This is a genomic window from Cyanobium sp. NIES-981, assembly GCF_900088535.1.
Lineage (GTDB): Bacteria > Cyanobacteriota > Cyanobacteriia > PCC-6307 > Cyanobiaceae > NIES-981.
Genome location: NZ_LT578417.1, coordinates 1,912,249 through 1,928,141, shown reverse-complemented (window position 1 = coordinate 1,928,141; position 15,893 = coordinate 1,912,249). Strand labels below are relative to the sequence as shown.

Below are 15,893 nucleotides of genomic sequence, written 5' to 3'. Positions count from 1 at the left end.
TCAGTACCCTAGAAATCGCCGGAGGGTCGCCGCGGCCATGACCCAGGTGCTCCCAGCGGTGGTGGTGGCCAACCTGCATCGCCGCTACACGGGGGTGTCGGCCACGGTGTGCTCCCTCCTGCCGCTGCAGCGCCGCACTCTGGCGATCGGCCTGCTCGACACCGGACGGCTGGGCCTGGCGCCCGCCATGGGCTGGTGGGATCTGGTGCTGCAGGGCTGGAGTCCACCGCCCGGGCAGCGCTGGCGGGTGTGGCACGCGCGACGCGATCTGGAGATCCTGCTGGGGGTGCTGCTGCGTTCGGTGCTGCGCCAGCCCTGGCGGGTGCTGTTCACCTCCGCCGCGCCGAAACCACCCGGCCCCGTCCTGGGCTGGCTGATCCAACGCTGCGACGCGGTGATTGCCACATCGGAGCGTTCGGCCGCCTTCCTGCCGCCCGGCTGCGTGACGGCCACGATCCATCACGGCGTGGACACGGCATTCTTCAGCCCGGATGTCAGCCCGGATGGGGCGCCCCCGGCGCTGGCCCCCCTGCTCTCGGGCCGCCAGGGCGCTGGCCTCGATCTGATCGGCTGCTTCGGCCGCATACGCCCCAGCAAGGGCACCGATCTGGTGGTGGAGGCCTTGATCGCTGCCCTGCCCGACCGCCCCCGCTACGGAGCCTTCTTCACCGGATTGGCGCGTCCGGCGGACCTGCCCTACCTGGAGCGGTTGCGGCAGCGGATTGCGGCGGCGGGGCTGGGCGGGCGGATTCTCTTCCTCGGTGATCTCGACCGCAGGACGGTGCGGGACTGCTACCGCCGCACCAGGCTTTGCGTGGCGGCCTCGCGCCGGGAGGGCTTCGGCCTGACGCCTCTGGAGGCGATGGCCTGCGGCTGCGCCGTGCTCACCTCCCAGGAAGGGGTGTGGCCGGAACTGATTGATGGCGCCGTTGGCCGTCGCTTCGCCACCGGCAGTGCGGCTTCGCTCACCCAGGAACTCATCTGGATGCTCGATCACCCGGCGGAGCTGGCGGCCATGGGCCAGAGGGCCCGGCAGCGGGCCCTGACCCGGAACTCCCTTCAGAACGAGGCCGAAGCGATCAACGGGGTGTACCAGGCCTTGCTGGCGGGCGGCATCAGCCGTTGCCGCTGATGCTCACCCGGCGCTGTTCACCGCCGCGCTCGATCACGGCGGAGTCGCCCTGGGCCGAGCGCAACCGCCAGCCCGAGCTGCCGATCGCCTCCCCCACCGCGGCGCTGGTGGAGGCATTGCCGATCTGGAAGATGGCCGAACCGCCATGGCCCTGGGCCTGCACCACGCCCACCAGCTGGGGGGCGTCTCCGCCGCCGGAGCCGCCGGGCCGGGGACCGGTGCCGACGGAACGGCCAGCGCCGGATGCTGCCGGCGCGGGACTGGCCACCCGGCTGCTCATGGGAACCTTCAGCACATTGGCCGGTGGTGCGGTGCTGGCCGGCAGGGTGGCCAGCTCCTCCATCCAGGGCTCGGCGGGAGGCGGGGGTGGCAGGCCGCCATCGGCGGCTGAGGCGGCATCCACCCCGGCCGGGAGGGTGGCGGCCTGGGTGGTCGGTGCTTCCGCTGCGGCAGGACCCATGCTCCGGAGCCGCTCGATCATCAGCATGTTGCGCTCCTGGCGGATCGCCTGCTGGCTCTGGTTCCAGACATTGAGCCCGATCAGCCCGAGGCCGGACAGCAGGGTCACCGTGACGCTGACACTGGCCAGAATCAGCGAGGGTGAGAGGGGCGACGCCCCGGTGTGCTGCTGCCGGGCGCGGGGCCGTTCACGGCTGGGAGGTCTGGCGGGGGCAGGAATCGGCGATTCCGCGATCCGGCTGGCTGGGCTTGCCGGGCTGCTGGCGGGCAGCGGCGGCGGAGTTTCGCAGATCTCCACATCCACGACGGCGTCCGGCGAGAACACCCTGTTCATCACCTGTTCGGCGCGAAGTTCCCAGTAGGCGCGGGAGGTGGGTATGCCCCGAACCGGTGCCACGGCAGCCCTCCACAACAGCGAGGCGCCAACCTTACCTTCATCTTTCCGAAATGACGAGCAGTGTCCCGCCACCAGGCTGCTCAGCCCCGGACCGGCCGTGCCGGCTCCGGCTCCGGCTCCGGCTCCTTCAGGGCGCTGGCATGCCGCTCGAGGTGGTCGTCGATGAAGCTGGCGATGCCGAAGTAGCTGTGGTCGTAGCCCTCCTGCAGGCGCAGATCCAGCGGCTGGCCCACGGCAGCAGCGGCCTCGGCGAGGGCTTCAGGGTGGAGCTGGCTGCGCAGGAAGGGATCGGCCGTGCCCTGATCCACCAGGATCGGCAGGGGGGAGCCACCATCCGGGCCGATCGCCCGCCGCCCCTCCCGTAGCAGGGCCGTGGCATCCCAGCCCTGCCAGGTGGTGCGATCCGGCCCGAGCAGATGGCCGAAGGCTTTCTGTCCCCAGGGGCAGGCGGCGGGATGGGCGATCGGGGCGAAGGCGGAGACGGCGCAGTAGCGGCCGGGATGGCGCAGGGTCGCCACCAGGGCGCCGTGGCCACCCATCGAGTGGCCGCAGATGCTGCGCCGTTGCGTGAGGGGCAGCGCCGCCTCCGCCAGCTGGGGCAGTTCCTCCACCACATAGGTGTGCATCCGGTAGTGCCGGCACCAGGGGGATGCGGTGGCGTCCACGTAGAAGCCGGCGCCGAGGCCGAAGTCCCAGCCGCCGTCGGGGTCGCCGGGCACCTCGGCTCCGCGGGGGCTGGTGTCGGGCAGCACCAGGGCCAGGCCCAGCTCGGCGGCCCGCCGCTGGGCGCCGGCCTTCTGGGCCATGTTCTCGTCGGTGCAGGTGAGCCCCGAGAGCCAGTACACCGCCGGCACCCGCGCACCCTGCAGGGCGGCCGGCGGCAGAAACACCCCGAACACCATCGAGCAGGCCAGCTCCCCGGACTGGTGGCGGTAACGGCGCTGGGAGCCACCGAAGCAGCGGCTGTCGCTGAGCAGTTCGAGCTGGGTCACGGGGCCGGGCCTCAGAAGTGGATCACGCTGCGAATGCTCTGGCCTTCGTGCATCAGCTCAAAGGCCCGGTTGATCTCCTCGAGCCCCATGGTGTGGGTGATGAAGGTGTCGAGGGGGATCTCACCCCGCTGGGCCCGCTCCACGTAGCCGGGCAGCTCGGTGCGGCCGCGCACGCCGCCGAAGGCGGAGCCCCGCCACACCCGGCCGGTCACCAGCTGGAACGGCCGGGTGCTGATCTCCTGGCCGGCGCCCGCCACGCCGATGATCGTGGATTCGCCCCAGCCCTTGTGGCAGGCCTCCAGGGCGGCCCGCATCACCTCCACGTTGCCGATGCATTCGAAGGAGTAGTCCACGCCGCCGTCGGTGCGGTCGATCAGCACCTGCTGGATCGGCGCCTCGTGCTCCCGTGGATTGATGCACTCGGTGGCGCCCAGCTGTTCGGCGATGGCGAACTTGGCCGGGTTGAGGTCGATGCCGATGATCCGCGAGGCTCCCGCCATCACCGCGCCGATCACCACGGCCAGGCCGATCCCCCCCAGGCCGAACACGGCCACGGTGCTGCCCGGTTCCACCCTGGCGGTGTTGAGCACGGCGCCGATGCCGGTGGTGACCCCGCAGCCCAGCAGGCACACCTTCTCCAGCGGCGCCTCCTTGCTGATCTTCGCCACGGCGATCTCGGGCAGCACCGTGTACTCCGAGAAGGTGGAGGTGCCCATGTAGTGGTGGATCATCCGCCCGTCCCTGGAGAAGCGGCTGGTGCCATCCGGCATCAGGCCCTGGCCCTGGGTGGTGCGGATCGCCTGGCAGAGGTTCGTCTTGCCCGAGAGGCAGAACGTGCACCGGCGGCATTCCGGTGTGTAGAGGGGGATCACGTGGTCCCCCACCGCCACCGAGCTCACCCCCTCGCCCACCGCCTCCACGACGGCGCCGCCCTCGTGGCCGAGGATCGCCGGGAACAGGCCCTCGGGATCGGCGCCCGAGAGGGTGTAGGCGTCGGTGTGGCACACGCCCGTGGCCACCAGCCGCAGCAGCACCTCACCGGCGCGCGGCGGGGCCACATCCACCTCGGTGATCTCCAGGGGCTGGCCCGGGCCCCACGCCACGGCGGCACGGCTGCGGATCATCGGCTCAGGGCGGCTGCCCTCATCCTGAGCGCGGCGGGGAGCGGCTGACCACAACGGCCGCTGCACTGCAATCAGCCGGATTCGGTGGCCGTCAGCGGTTGGGCGGCGCGGCGCTTCCTCAGCTCCAGCCACAGCATCAGCGCCGTGATGTCCGCCGGGCTCACCCCCGGCACCCGTGAGGCCTGCCCGAGGGTGTGGGGCTGCACGGCGGCCAGTTTCTCGCGGGCCTCGTGGGAGAGGGTGGCGATGGCGGCGTAGTCGAGACCGGCCGGCAGGGGCCGGTCGGCCTGCTTTCGCACCTGGTCGATCTGCTGCTGCTGGCGGGCCAGGTAGCCGCTGTACTTGATGTCGATCTCGGCCCCCTCGCGCACATCGAGGGGAAGATCGGCCGCGGCCAGGCCGTGGCGCACCAGATCGGTGCTGTGGAATCCGGGGCGGCGCAGCAGATCGGCCAGGGTGATGGAGCCCTTGATGGCCGCCCCTGTCTCGGCCTCCACCGCGGCGGCCGCAGGATCGCTCGCCTTGAGGCGCACCGCGGCCAGCCGCCGCTTCTCGGCTTCGATCTCCTCCTGCTTGGCGGTGTAGATCTGCCAGCGGCGTTCATCGATCAGCCCCAGCTCCCGGCCCAGGGGGGTGAGGCGCCGGTCGGCGTTATCGCCCCGCAGCACCAGCCGGTATTCGCTGCGGCTGGTGAGCACCCGGTAGGGCTCCCGCAGGTCTTTGGTGATCAGGTCGTCGACCATGGTGCCGATGTAGCTGGTCTCCCTGGGGAAGTGCACCGGTGCCTGGCCCCGCAGCTGGCGGGCGGCGTTGAGTCCCGCCACCAGCCCCTGGGCGGCGGCCTCCTCGTAGCCGGTGGTGCCGTTGAGCTGGCCGGCGCTGAACAGCCCGGCGATGCGCTTGGTCTCCAGCGAGGGTTTGAGCTGGGTGGCCGGCAGGTAGTCGTAGTCCACGGCGTAGGCGGGGCGCAGCATCACGCACTGCTCCAGGCCCGGCAGGGTGCGCAGCAGCTCCAGCTGCAGCCGCTCCGGCAGCCCCGTGGAGAAGCCCTGCACGTAGATCTCGGGGGTGTCGCGCCCCTCGGGCTCCAGGAAGATCTGGTGGCTCTCCTTGTCGGCGAAGCGCACGATCTTGTCTTCGATCGAGGGGCAGTAGCGGGGCCCCTTGCTGTCGATCACGCCGCCATAGATCGGCGTGAGATGGAGGTTGTCTTTGATCAGCTGGTGGGTGGCCGCCGTGGTGCGGGTGATGTGGCAGCTCATCGGCTCACCGCTCACCCAGCTGGCGGGATCGAAGGAGAAGTAGCGCTCGTGCGCATCGCTGGGCTGCTCCTCGAGCTGATCGAGGGCGATGCTGCGCCGGTCCACCCGCGCCGGAGTGCCGGTCTTGAGGCGTCCCATGGCAAACCCCAGGGCCTCCAGGGCTTCGGTGAGCCCTTCGGCCGCCTGCTCGCCGGCCCGCCCGGCCGCCATCGATTGATGGCCCACCCAGATCTGGCCCCCCAGGAAGGTGCCGGTGGTGAGGATCACGGCCGGCGCGGCATAGACGCTGCCGAAGTAGGTGCGCACGCCGGTGATCCGGCCGATCGCCCCGTGCCCCTCCGCTTCAGCGGGATGCTCCAGTTCCACCTCCAGCCCCGTCACCATCGCCTCGCGCAGGGCCAGGTTGGGGGTGTGCTGCAGCAGCTGCAGCATCTGGCGGCTGTACTGGCGCTTGTCGGTCTGGGCGCGCAGGGCCCACACCGCCGGGCCGCGGCTGGCGTTGAGCACCCGCTTCTGCAGGGCCGTGGCATCGGCCAGGCGGCCGATCACCCCGCCGAGGGCATCCACTTCGTGCACCAGCTGGCTCTTCGCCGGGCCGCCCACGGCCGGGTTGCAGGGCTGCCAGGCGATGCGGTCGAGGTTGAGGCTGAACAGGGCCGTGGAGAGCCCCAGCCGCGCCGCCGTGAGGGCCGCCTCGCAGCCCGCATGGCCGCCCCCCACGACGATCACGTCGAAGGATTCGGTGGGGGACACGTACATCGCCGGCTCGGGTGGAAGGTAAGGATCAGCCTGATCCCGAGTATGGCGGGCGCCGGCAGGGGGAGGTTCTCGGGCCCGGGCAGGCAGCACCCGGCAAAGCGGGCTCAGCTCAGCAGCCAGTGCTCGGTGATGTCTCCGGCCAGGTAGGCCCACAGGTCCGGCCGCCCAGGGTTCTTCAGCACCGTCTGGGTGGGGTGGCGCCAGGGACGCAGCACCTCATGGGGCCGGGGCCGGCCATGGAACTTGAGCACACACGCCGCCTGGCGGGCCCGTTCGGCGGCGGCGTCATCGCGGCGGGCCCGTTTGCGCAGGCCCCGGTAGGAGGCCACCAGCCCCTCGGGCCAGAAGGCCAGGGCCCCGGGGGCGTGCTGCCGCAGCACCCGGAAGATGAAGTTCTGGTTGGGCCCGGGGGTGCCGTGGTCTTCCCCCTCCAGATAGGCCTGCCACACCCGGGCCGTGGCGTCGCCGGGCCGCAGCTGCATCAGGCAGGAGTTGAGGGTGGGGTAGTTCCAGTCGCGCACCCCGATCACCGGTGCCGGCTCGGCCGCCGCCGCCCGCAGCAGCGGCGCCAGGCTGGCGCGCACCACCAGGGTGATGTCGAAGTAGAGGAACGGCTCGGTGCCGGTGAGGGCCGGGTTGAACAGCTGGATCTTGCTGCAGAAGCCCTGCAGGCCCCGCTCCTCCAGGCAGCGGTGGGGCTGCCCCAGGCTGGCCATGGCCGGCCGGTTGGCCGCGTCACAGAGCACGGTGAGCCGGTGGGGCTCCGGCAGGTGGCGCGCCAGCATCCGCTGCAGCCGCTCCACGTACACCGGCGCGTAGGTGCGTCCGCTGAACACGGTGAACACCGGCATTGGCACCGGCACCGGCATCAGGCCGCCAGGTTGCGGAAGCGGGTGAACTGGGGCTCGAACAGCAGCTTCACCGTGCCCACCGGACCGTTGCGGTGCTTGGTCACGATCACCTCGGTGATGCCGCGGTCGGGCGTCTCGGGGTTGTAGTACTCGTCGCGGTAGATCATCAGCACCAGATCGGCGTCCTGCTCGATCGAGCCCGATTCCCGCAGATCGCTCAGCATCGGCCGCTTGTTGGTGCGCGATTCCACCCCCCGGCTGAGCTGGGAGAGGGCCATCACGGGCACGTTCAGCTCGCGGGCCATGCCCTTGAGGCCCCGGGTGATGCGGGAGAGTTCCTGCACCCGGTTGTCCGGGGTGGAGCCCTCCATCAGCTGCAGGTAGTCGATCACGATCAGCCCCAGCTCCTTGCCGCTTTCGGCCATCAGCCGGCGGCAGAGCGAGCGCATCTCCAGCACGCCGGCGTTGGGCTTGTCGTCGATGAACAGGGGCAGCTGGCCGAGGCTGTTGATGCCCTGGCCCAGCAGGGGCCATTCCTCCTGCTGCAGCCGGCCGGTGCGCAGGCGGCCGCTCTCGATGCCCACCTCCATGGCCAGCAGCCGGTAGGTGAGCTGCTCCTTGCTCATCTCCAGGGAGAACACGCACACCGGCAGCTGGTGCAGCTGGGCCACGTTCTTGGCGATGTTGAGCACGATCGAGGTCTTCCCCATCGCCGGCCGGCCGGCCACGATGATCAGGTCGCTGCGCTGCAGCCCCTGGGTGATGGCATCCAGGTCGTAGAAGTTCATCGGGATGCCGGCCACCGAGGTGCCGAGCGAGCGGCTCTCGATCTCGTTGAAGGTGCTGGTGAGGATCTCGGCCGTGGGGGTGAGGCCCTGGCTGGGCTTCTCCTGGCTGATGGCGAAGATCTTCTGCTCGGCCTCATCCAGCACCTGCTCCATCGGCTTGCTCTGGTCGAAGCCGAGCTGGATCACCTCGTTGCCGGAGCGGATCAGCTGGCGCCGCAGGAACTTGTCCATCACCAGGCGGGCCACCTGGTCGATCGAGGCGGTGGAGATCGTGCGCTCCACCAGCTCCACCAGCCGGCCGCTGCCGCCCACCTTCTCCAGCAGGCCGGTGTCCGCCAGCCAGGCGGTCATGGCGGTGAGGTCGGTGGGCTTGCCCTGGCTGTGCAGCATCAGGGCGGTGCGGTAGATCTCCCGGTGGGCGCTCAGGTAGAAGGCCTCCGGCCGCAGCACATCCGCCACCCGGCCGATGGCGTCGGGATCGAGCAGCACGCCGCCCAGCACCGCCTCCTCCGCCTCCAGGTTCTGGGGCGGCACCGAATCGGGCAGGGCCTCGAAGCTGGCCTCCTCCCGCAGCCGCGCCCGCCTCGGGCCCGGGCGGGCGCCGTCGCCATCGGCATCGCGGTTGCTGACAGGCACGCTCACCATTGCTGCACGGCTCGCTCGCTGGCTGGGGCCGGCAGCCCGGCCGGGGCTGACGGGGGTGGTCCGCCATTCTGGCGGCAAGGCCAGCCGGACGCCGATGCCGGGCCGACAGCCCCGGCGACAGCGATCCAAAGGGAAACCCCACCCCCGCCGCGCTCAGGCCGAGGGGGTCGGGCTGGGATGGGGGCGCTCAATCCGGCAGCTGCCGGGTTCAGTGGCTCACCACTTCGAGGTTGATCTCGGCCACCACCTCCGGGTGGAGCTTCACCTGCACGCGGTAGGAGCCGGTGCGATGGATCTCGGGCACGAGGATGTCGCGGCGATCCACGTCCTTCTTGGTGGCGGCTTCGATCGCCTCGGCCACATCGCCGTTGGTCACGGTGCCGAACAGCACGTCATCGCCGCCGGTCTGCTTCTTCACGGTGAAGCGGCCGATGGTGGCCAGGGCGGTGCGGAAGGCCTCGGCCTCGGCCCGCAGGGCGGCCTGGCGCTCGGCCTCCTTGGCGCGGCGGGCCTCCACCTGCCGCAGCACCGCGGGGGTGAGGGGCACCGCCTTGCCGGTGGGGAGGAGGAAGTTGCGGGCGTAGCCCGGCGCCACCTCCACCAGATCACCGTCCTTGCCCAGGCTGAGGACGTCTTCGCTGAGTACGACTTGAACGCGCTTGGCCATGGGGAACTACGGGGGGTCTGAATCGCGGGCCGATCGGCCAGCCTACGTGACGGGCTCAGGCCGAATCAGCGGCGGAGGTTGCGCAGGGCCGCCGCGGCCGGCAGCCGCACCTGGCTGGCCAGGCCGAGCTTGCGCATCAGGCGGATGTGCTGCCAGGTGAGGTCGATCTGGCGGCCGAAGCCCTGGCGCGCCGAATGGGGGAAGGCGTGGTGGTTGTTGTGCCAGCCCTCACCGAAGGTGAGCGCGGCCACCCAGGGGTTGTTGCGCGACTGGTCGCCGCTGTCGTGGGCCACGCGGCCCCAGCAGTGGGTGGCGGAGTTCACCAGCCAGGTGCAGTGGTACACCACCACCAGGCGCAGCGGGATGCCCCAGAGCACCAGGGCCCAGCCGCCGGCGCCGGTGACGGTGCCGATCCAGAACAGCAGGCCGGCCAGGGGCAGCTGCAGCACCAGGAACCAGTTGTTCAGCCAGCGGTAGTAGGGATCGCGGGCCAGGTCGCCGGTGAGGCGGGGCACCGCCGCCATGGCCGGAATGGTGTGGAACATCCAGCCCATGTGGCTCCACCAGAAGCCCCGCAGGCTGCTGTGGTGATCCACCTCGGTGTCGGAGAATTTGTGGTGATGGCGGTGCAGGCCCACCCAGTCGATCGGGCCGTGCTGGCAGCTGAGGGCGCCGCAGGTGGTGAAGAAGCGCTCCAGCCAGCGGGGCACGCGGAAGGCGCGGTGGCTGAGCATCCGGTGATAGCCCAGGGTCACCCCCAGGCAGGCGGTCACCCAGTAGAGGATGAGGAAGGTGGCCACGGCCTGCACGCTCCAGAACTGGGGCAGCAGCGCCACCAGGCTGAGCACGTGGATGGCCACCATGAAGCCGATCGTGCCCCAGCGGGTGCCCCGCTTGATGGTGGGCAGGGGTTCGCCGGCCCGGGGCAGGTGCAGGGCGGCGGCGCGACGGCTGCCCTCGGCGCCGCTGTTGACGAAGGCCGGCTGGCGGGTGGCTCGGGTCCCTTGACGGGGCCGGGTCCTGGCTGGTGCTGTTGCGGTCATAACGGACCGACTCCTGATCAATCGCTACGATGGTAGCAATACGAATCAAGATCGAGCAGACGGTTCTGTGGGTTATCGGGACGATCTCGCGGCTGGGCGGGTGGCCTTCGCCCACCTGATCCGGGTCTGGCACGGCCGCAACGGCTGGAGCCACCGGGTGCTCCCCGCCCTGGCGGAGGCGCTCGACCTGGGGCGCGTGCACAACTCCCAGCTCTCGATGCTCCGCAACGGCAAGCTGGCCTCTCCGGGGCCCGAGGTGTTCCTCGCCCTGGGCCGCATCAACCGCCTGCTCGCCGCTGAGGTGGTCGAGGGCGTGCTCTCCGACGCGCTGCGCCGCAAGCTCGCCGACCACCCGGCCCTGCTGGCCGACCTGGAGGCCTCGGCACTGCCGGTGCAGGCCCCCGGAGAGCCGGTCCTCGGCCCGGGCGAGCTGCTGGAGGTGTTCGTGGGCCTGCGCCCCCCGCCCCCCGCCTTCGACCTGCGCATCGGCGACGTCGAGTCGCGGGCCCTCAGCGAGGCCCTGGCTGCGTTGCTCACCGCCGGTCGGCCCTGGCGCCTCTGCCGGGAGCAGGTGCTCGCCGCCTACCCGGTGAACAGGCGCCAGCGCCGCGAGCGCTTCGCGGCGGTGATGGCCGGCCAGAGTGATTACACCGCCGCTGAACTCGAGGCCGAGTTGCCCGAGCTGCGCCGCACCCTGGCCGCCCTCGGCGGGGTGGAGGAGCAGCAGCTCGGGCCTGACCAGTTTCTCGAGCTGCTGCGCCGACGGGCCCGGGAGCTGGTCGGGGGAGCCGACGGCACCGCCCCCGACGAGTTCACCGCCGCCATCCGGGCGGAGCTCGGAGGCCTGTGCAAGCCGTGAGCGGGGCCGGCCGCCCGGGCTCTGCCCGGATGGCAACCGGCACGGGCACCATGGCGGCTGCCGGGATGTGCCGATGACCTCCGCCCGTTGGGCCGCCGAGCGCGTGGAAGCGGCCGCCGCCCGCACCGCCGCCGCGGCCGAGCACCACACCGCCCAGGTGCAGCCGCGGCTTGCGCGGGTGCTGGCGGCGCTGGCGGCCGAGCGGGTGGGGGTGCATCACTTCGCCTCCGTGAGCGGCTACGGCCATGGCGACCAGGGCCGGGAGGTGCTCGATCGGGTGTTCGCCCGCGTGCTCCAGGCCGAGGCTGCCGCCGTGCGGCTGCAGTTCGTGAGCGGCACCCACGCCATCGCCGCCGCCCTGTTCGGAGTGCTGCGCCCGGGCGATCGGCTGCTCTCCATCACGGGTCGCCCCTACGACACGCTCGAGGAGGTGATCGGCCTGCGCGGCAGCGGTCAGGGCTCCCTGGCCGAGTTCGGCATCGCCTACGACGAGGTTCCCCTCACCCCGCCGGGCCGGGTGGATCTGGAGGCGGTGGAGGCCGCCCTGGCCGCCCCCGCCCGCATGGTGCTGATTCAGCGCAGCTGCGGCTACAGCTGGCGCCCCTCCCTGCCGGTGGCCGAGATCGGCGATCTGGTGGAGCGGATCCGCCGGCGCCAGCCCGGCTGCGTGGTGTTCGTGGACAACTGCTACGGCGAGCTGGTGCAGGAGCTGGAACCCACGGCCGTGGGGGCGGATCTGATCGCCGGCTCCCTGATCAAGAACCTCGGCGGCACGATCGCCCCCACCGGCGGCTACGTGGCCGGCCGCGCCGACCTGGTGGAGATGGCCTGCTGCCGCCTCACGGCACCGGGCATCGGCGCCGAGGGCGGCACCAGCTTCGATCTCAACCGGCTGCTGTTCCAGGGGCTGTTCCTGGCTCCCCAGATGGTGGCCGAGGCCCTGATCTGCAGCGAACTGGTGGCCCAGGTGTTCACGGATCTGGGCTTCGCCACCCACCCCCTGCCCGGTGCCGCGCGCAGTGACGTGATCCAGGCCGTGCGCCTCGGCTCCCCCGACCTGCTCAAGGCGGTGTGCCGCGCCTTCCAGGCCAGCTCCCCGGTGGGCTCCTATCTCGATCCGGTGCCGGCCCCCATGCCGGGCTACGCCAGTCCCCTGGTGATGGCCGGCGGCACCTTCATCGACGGCAGCACCAGCGAGTTCTCGGCCGATGCCCCCCTGCGGGAGCCCTACGTGCTCTATGCCCAGGGGGGCACCCACCGGGCCCATGCCCGCCTGGCGCTGGAGAAGGCGCTGGCGGCCCTCGCCGAAAGCGGAGCCTGTCCTCCAGACTGAGCCGCACCTTCCCGTGCACCCGGTCGCGATGGCGCTCTCCTATCCCAGCGACTGTCGCTACGCCGACAGCCATGAGTACCTGCGTCCCGAGGGCGACACCGTGCGGTTGGGCCTCAGCGCCTTCGCCATCGACCAGCTGGGCGACATCGTGTTCGTGGAACTGCCGGAGGTGGGTGCCGAGCTCCTCCAGGGGCAGAGCTGCGGCAGCATCGAATCGGTGAAGGCGGTGGAAGACCTGCTGGCTCCCATCTCCGGCGTGGTGGAGGCCCGCAACGAGGCCGTGATCGCCAGCCCCGAGGAACTCCAGAACGATCCCTACGGCGAGGGCTGGCTGCTGAGACTGCGTCCCGCCGAGCCGGCCCAGATGGAGGCCCTCATGGACGCGGAGACCTATGCCGCCAAGGTGGAGGGTCACTGACGGTGGAAGATCTGCTACGGGAAGATCTGTTTGGGGATGGTCCGCTTCGGCATGGTCCGCTCCGAGATGACCTGATGCCGAACAGTTGCGGCAGCGATCCCCTCCGCCCCGCGAGTTTCGTGCAGCGCCACATCGGGCCGAGCCAGGCCGACCAGGCGGCGATGCTGGAGGAACTGGGGCTCGGGAGCCTGGAGGAGCTGGGCCGGCAGGTGGTGCCGGCCGACATCCTGCTCAGTGCCGAGGAGGCGGAGGCCGGGCTGCCCAGCCCCTGCGACGAGGCCACGGCTCTGGCCGAGCTGGCCGCCATCGCCAGCGACAACCGGGTGGTGCGCAGCCTGATCGGCCAGGGCTACCACGCCACGGCCACCCCGGCGGTGATCCAGCGCCACGTGTTCGAGAACCCCGCCTGGTACACCGCCTACACCCCGTACCAGGCCGAGATCGCCCAGGGCCGCCTGGAAGCCCTGCTCAACTTCCAGACCCTGATCAGCGAGCTCACCGGCCTGCCGATCGCCAACGCCTCCCTGCTGGATGAGGCCACGGCCGCCGCCGAGGCGATGGCCATGGCCCGCGCCGTGGGCCGGCACGGCGGTGCCAGCCGCTTCCTGGTGGATGCCCAGGTGCTGCCCCAGACCCTGGCGGTGCTCCGCACCCGGGCCGAACCCCTCGGTATCACGCTCACCTGCCTCGACGCGGCGGCCCTGGCGGCCCGCCTGGCCTCCGGCACCGCCCCCCCGGCGGAGGAGCTGTTCGCCGATGCCTTCGGGCTGCTGCTCCAGCTCCCCGGCCAGCAGGGCCAGCTCTGGGATCCCGCCCCCCTGCTGGCCGCCGCCGGGGCCGCCGGCCTCGTGACCGCCGCCGCCGTCGATCCCCTGGCCCAGGTGCTGCTGGCGCCGGTGGGGGATCTGGGGGTGGACATCGCCGTGGGCAGTGCCCAGCGCTTCGGCGTGCCGATGGGCTTCGGAGGACCCCATGCCGCCTTCTTCGCCACCCGGGAGGCCTACAAGCGCCAGATTCCGGGCCGCATCGTGGGCCGCTCGCTCGATGCCGAGGGCCAGCCGGCCCTGCGCCTGGCGCTGCAGACCCGGGAGCAGCACATCCGCCGCGACAAGGCCACCAGCAACATCTGCACGGCCCAGGTGCTGCTGGCCGTGATCGCCGGCTTCTACGCCATCCACCACGGGCCGGACGGTCTGCGGGCCATCGCCGAGCGGGTGGTGCGGTTGCGCGGCGGCCTGGTGGCCGGCCTGAGGGCGCTCGATCTGCCGCCCGAGCCCGCTACGGGCTTCGACACGGTGTGCGTGCCCACCCGCCGGGCCTCCGAGCTGCTGGAGGCTGCCCTCGCGGGGGGCTTCAACCTGCTGGCCCTGGAGGGCGGCGTGGGGATCAGCCTCGATGAGTGCAGCAGTGCGGAGGAACTCCAGCGGCTGCTCACCTGCCTGGCCCCCGGGCCCTCCGAGGCCGACCGTGCCTGGCAGGCCTGCCGGGAGGCCCTCGGCCGTGATGACGGGCTGGACGGCTGGCAGGCCATTCCCCAGCGCCGGGGGGCCTGGCTGCAGCAGCCGGTGTTCCACCGGCACCGCAGCGAAACCGAGCTGCTGCGCTACATCCAGCGGCTGGTGAGCCGGGACCTCTCCCTGGTGCACGGCATGATCCCGCTGGGCAGCTGCACGATGAAGCTGAATGCGGCGGCCGAGCTGGCCCCCGTGAGCTGGCCGGCCTTCGCCCAGCTGCACCCGTTCGCCCCCGCGGCTCAGACTGCCGGTTACCGCCGGCTGGCGGCGGATCTGGAGCGCTGGCTGGCCGCGATCACCGGCTTTGCGGGGGTGTCGCTCCAGCCCAACGCCGGCTCCCAGGGCGAATATGCCGGGTTGCTGGCGATCCGCGCCTGGCACCGCAGCCGCGGCGAGCAGCATCGCGATGTCTGCCTGATCCCCACCAGCGCCCATGGCACCAACCCCGCCAGCGCCGTGATGGCGGGCATGCAGGTGGTGGCCGTGGCCTGTGATGACCAGGGCAACGTCGACCTGGCCGATCTGGAGGCCAAGGCGCAGCGCCATGCCGCCCGCCTGGCGGCCCTGATGGTCACCTACCCCTCCACCCACGGGGTGTTCGAGACCGCCATCCGCCGCATCTGCCAGCTGGTGCACGAGCACGGCGGCCAGGTGTATCTCGATGGCGCCAACCTCAATGCCCAGGTGGGGCTGTGCAAGCCGGGGCTGTACGGCGCCGACGTCTGTCACCTGAACCTGCACAAGACCTTCTGCATCCCCCACGGCGGCGGCGGCCCCGGCGTGGGGCCGATCGCGGTGGCCCGGCACCTGGTGCCCTTCCTTCCCGGAGACCCCTGCAGCCCCGGGGAAGCGGGCGCGGCTGGACCGGTGGCTGCGGCACCCCTGGGCAGCGCCTCGATCCTGCCGATCAGCTGGATGTACATCCGCATGATGGGTGGAGCCGGCCTGCGCCAGGCCAGCCAGGTGGCCCTGCTGAGCGCCAATCTGATCGCCCGGCGCCTCGACCCCCATTTCCCGGTGCTCTACCGGGGAGCCCAGGGGCGGGTGGCCCACGAGTGCATCCTCGATCTGCGGCCGCTCAAGCGCAGCATCGGGCTGGAGGTGGACGATCTGGCCAAGCGCCTGATGGATTACGGCTTCCACGCCCCCACGGTGAGCTGGCCGGTGGCCGGCACCGTGATGGTGGAGCCCACCGAGAGCGAGAGCCTCGCCGAGCTCAACCGCTTCTGCGCGGCGATGGTGGCGATCCGCGGCGAGGCCCGGGCGATCGAGGAGGGCCACTGCGACCCCACGGACAATCCGCTGAAGCGCGCGCCCCACACCCTGGCCTGCGTCACCGGCGACAGCTGGGACCGCCCCTACAGCCGCCGCCAGGCGGCGTTCCCCGCCGGGGAGGGGCAGCGGGAGGCGAAGTTCTGGCCCGCCGTCGCCCGGATCGACAACGCCTACGGCGATCGCAACCTGGCCTGCACCTGTCCGTCGGTTGAGGAAGTGGCCCTGGCGGAGCCTTTGGCTACGGCTGCCTGAGGGGTCATGCCGCACACTGGCGGCAGCCGGGAAGGGCAGGCAAAAGATTCTCTTTAGGATTCTTCCCTTGCTTTTCCCGGAAAATCTGGTGCAACTGCGCTCGTGGGCGCAGCAACGGCACGA

The 15,893-nt window shown here is 71.5% G+C and carries 13 protein-coding genes; 5 read left to right on the top strand and 8 right to left on the bottom strand.

The window, feature by feature from the left end:
• The first annotated feature begins 37 nt into the window (after nt 1-37).
• Nucleotides 38-1,132, top strand: coding sequence for a glycosyltransferase family 4 protein (locus CBM981_RS09875; RefSeq protein WP_157665398.1), 1,095 nt, complete (start codon nt 38-40; stop codon nt 1,130-1,132).
• Here CBM981_RS09875 and CBM981_RS09870 read toward each other — a convergent pair.
• The 8 genes from CBM981_RS09870 to CBM981_RS09835 form a co-directional block, all read right to left on the bottom strand.
• Nucleotides 1,116-1,988: a hypothetical protein gene (locus CBM981_RS09870; RefSeq protein WP_157665397.1), complete on the bottom strand. Its 873-nt coding sequence runs from the start codon at nt 1,986-1,988 to the stop codon at nt 1,116-1,118. The genes CBM981_RS09875 and CBM981_RS09870 overlap by 17 nt on opposite strands.
• Before the next feature lie 80 nt (nt 1,989-2,068).
• Entirely contained in the window at nt 2,069-2,980 is a 912-nt protein-coding gene (gene fghA / locus CBM981_RS09865) for an S-formylglutathione hydrolase (RefSeq protein WP_087068266.1), read from the bottom strand.
• Nucleotides 2,981-2,991: 11 nt separating this feature from the next.
• The gene (locus CBM981_RS09860) at nt 2,992-4,104 is read right to left on the bottom strand and encodes an S-(hydroxymethyl)glutathione dehydrogenase/class III alcohol dehydrogenase (RefSeq protein ID WP_087068265.1); all 1,113 of its coding nucleotides are present in this window, start codon (nt 4,102-4,104) and stop codon (nt 2,992-2,994) included.
• Between the two features lie 71 nt (nt 4,105-4,175).
• On the bottom strand, nt 4,176-6,125 hold the full coding sequence (gene mnmG, locus CBM981_RS09855; protein WP_087068264.1) for a tRNA uridine-5-carboxymethylaminomethyl(34) synthesis enzyme MnmG: 1,950 nt from the start codon (nt 6,123-6,125) through the stop codon (nt 4,176-4,178).
• Between the two features lie 104 nt (nt 6,126-6,229).
• Entirely contained in the window at nt 6,230-6,988 is a 759-nt protein-coding gene (locus CBM981_RS09850; RefSeq protein WP_172820869.1) for a hypothetical protein, read from the bottom strand.
• Between the two features lie 5 nt (nt 6,989-6,993).
• Entirely contained in the window at nt 6,994-8,409 is a 1,416-nt protein-coding gene (gene dnaB, locus CBM981_RS09845) for a replicative DNA helicase (RefSeq protein ID WP_087068262.1), read from the bottom strand.
• 208 nt (nt 8,410-8,617) lie between these two features.
• Nucleotides 8,618-9,076: a 50S ribosomal protein L9 gene (gene rplI / locus CBM981_RS09840; protein WP_087068261.1), complete on the bottom strand. Its 459-nt coding sequence runs from the start codon at nt 9,074-9,076 to the stop codon at nt 8,618-8,620.
• A 65-nt stretch (nt 9,077-9,141) separates the two neighbouring features.
• Nucleotides 9,142-10,119: a fatty acid desaturase gene (locus CBM981_RS09835; RefSeq protein ID WP_087068260.1), complete on the bottom strand. Its 978-nt coding sequence runs from the start codon at nt 10,117-10,119 to the stop codon at nt 9,142-9,144.
• A 100-nt stretch (nt 10,120-10,219) separates the two neighbouring features.
• On the opposite strand from CBM981_RS09835, the gene CBM981_RS09830 reads away from it, so the two are divergent.
• From CBM981_RS09830 to gcvP, 4 genes are all read left to right on the top strand, one after another.
• On the top strand, nt 10,220-10,978 hold the full coding sequence (locus CBM981_RS09830) for a hypothetical protein (RefSeq protein WP_087069336.1): 759 nt from the start codon (nt 10,220-10,222) through the stop codon (nt 10,976-10,978).
• 73 nt (nt 10,979-11,051) lie between these two features.
• Entirely contained in the window at nt 11,052-12,311 is a 1,260-nt protein-coding gene (locus tag CBM981_RS09825; RefSeq protein ID WP_087068259.1) for an aminotransferase class I/II-fold pyridoxal phosphate-dependent enzyme, read from the top strand.
• A gap of 28 nt (nt 12,312-12,339) precedes the next feature.
• Entirely contained in the window at nt 12,340-12,729 is a 390-nt protein-coding gene (gcvH, locus tag CBM981_RS09820) for a glycine cleavage system protein GcvH (RefSeq protein ID WP_087068258.1), read from the top strand.
• Between the two features lie 74 nt (nt 12,730-12,803).
• Nucleotides 12,804-15,770, top strand: coding sequence for an aminomethyl-transferring glycine dehydrogenase (gene gcvP / locus CBM981_RS09815; RefSeq protein ID WP_087068257.1), 2,967 nt, complete (start codon nt 12,804-12,806; stop codon nt 15,768-15,770).
• Nucleotides 15,771-15,893 lie beyond the last annotated feature (123 nt).

What these genes read in the sequence shown, in the direction of transcription:
- gcvP (WP_087068257.1), top strand. Translation starts at nt 12,804, where the DNA reads ATGCCGAACAGTTGCGGCAGCGATCCCCTCCGCCCCGCGAGTTTCGTG.
- dnaB (WP_087068262.1), bottom strand. Translation starts at nt 8,409, where the DNA reads ATGGTGAGCGTGCCTGTCAGCAACCGCGATGCCGATGGCGACGGCGCC.
- mnmG (WP_087068264.1), bottom strand. Translation starts at nt 6,125, where the DNA reads ATGTACGTGTCCCCCACCGAATCCTTCGACGTGATCGTCGTGGGGGGC.
- CBM981_RS09860 (WP_087068265.1), bottom strand. Translation starts at nt 4,104, where the DNA reads ATGATCCGCAGCCGTGCCGCCGTGGCGTGGGGCCCGGGCCAGCCCCTG.
- rplI (WP_087068261.1), bottom strand. Translation starts at nt 9,076, where the DNA reads ATGGCCAAGCGCGTTCAAGTCGTACTCAGCGAAGACGTCCTCAGCCTG.
- gcvH (WP_087068258.1), top strand. Translation starts at nt 12,340, where the DNA reads ATGGCGCTCTCCTATCCCAGCGACTGTCGCTACGCCGACAGCCATGAG.
- CBM981_RS09835 (WP_087068260.1), bottom strand. Translation starts at nt 10,119, where the DNA reads ATGACCGCAACAGCACCAGCCAGGACCCGGCCCCGTCAAGGGACCCGA.
- CBM981_RS09825 (WP_087068259.1), top strand. Translation starts at nt 11,052, where the DNA reads ATGACCTCCGCCCGTTGGGCCGCCGAGCGCGTGGAAGCGGCCGCCGCC.
- CBM981_RS09875 (WP_157665398.1), top strand. Translation starts at nt 38, where the DNA reads ATGACCCAGGTGCTCCCAGCGGTGGTGGTGGCCAACCTGCATCGCCGC.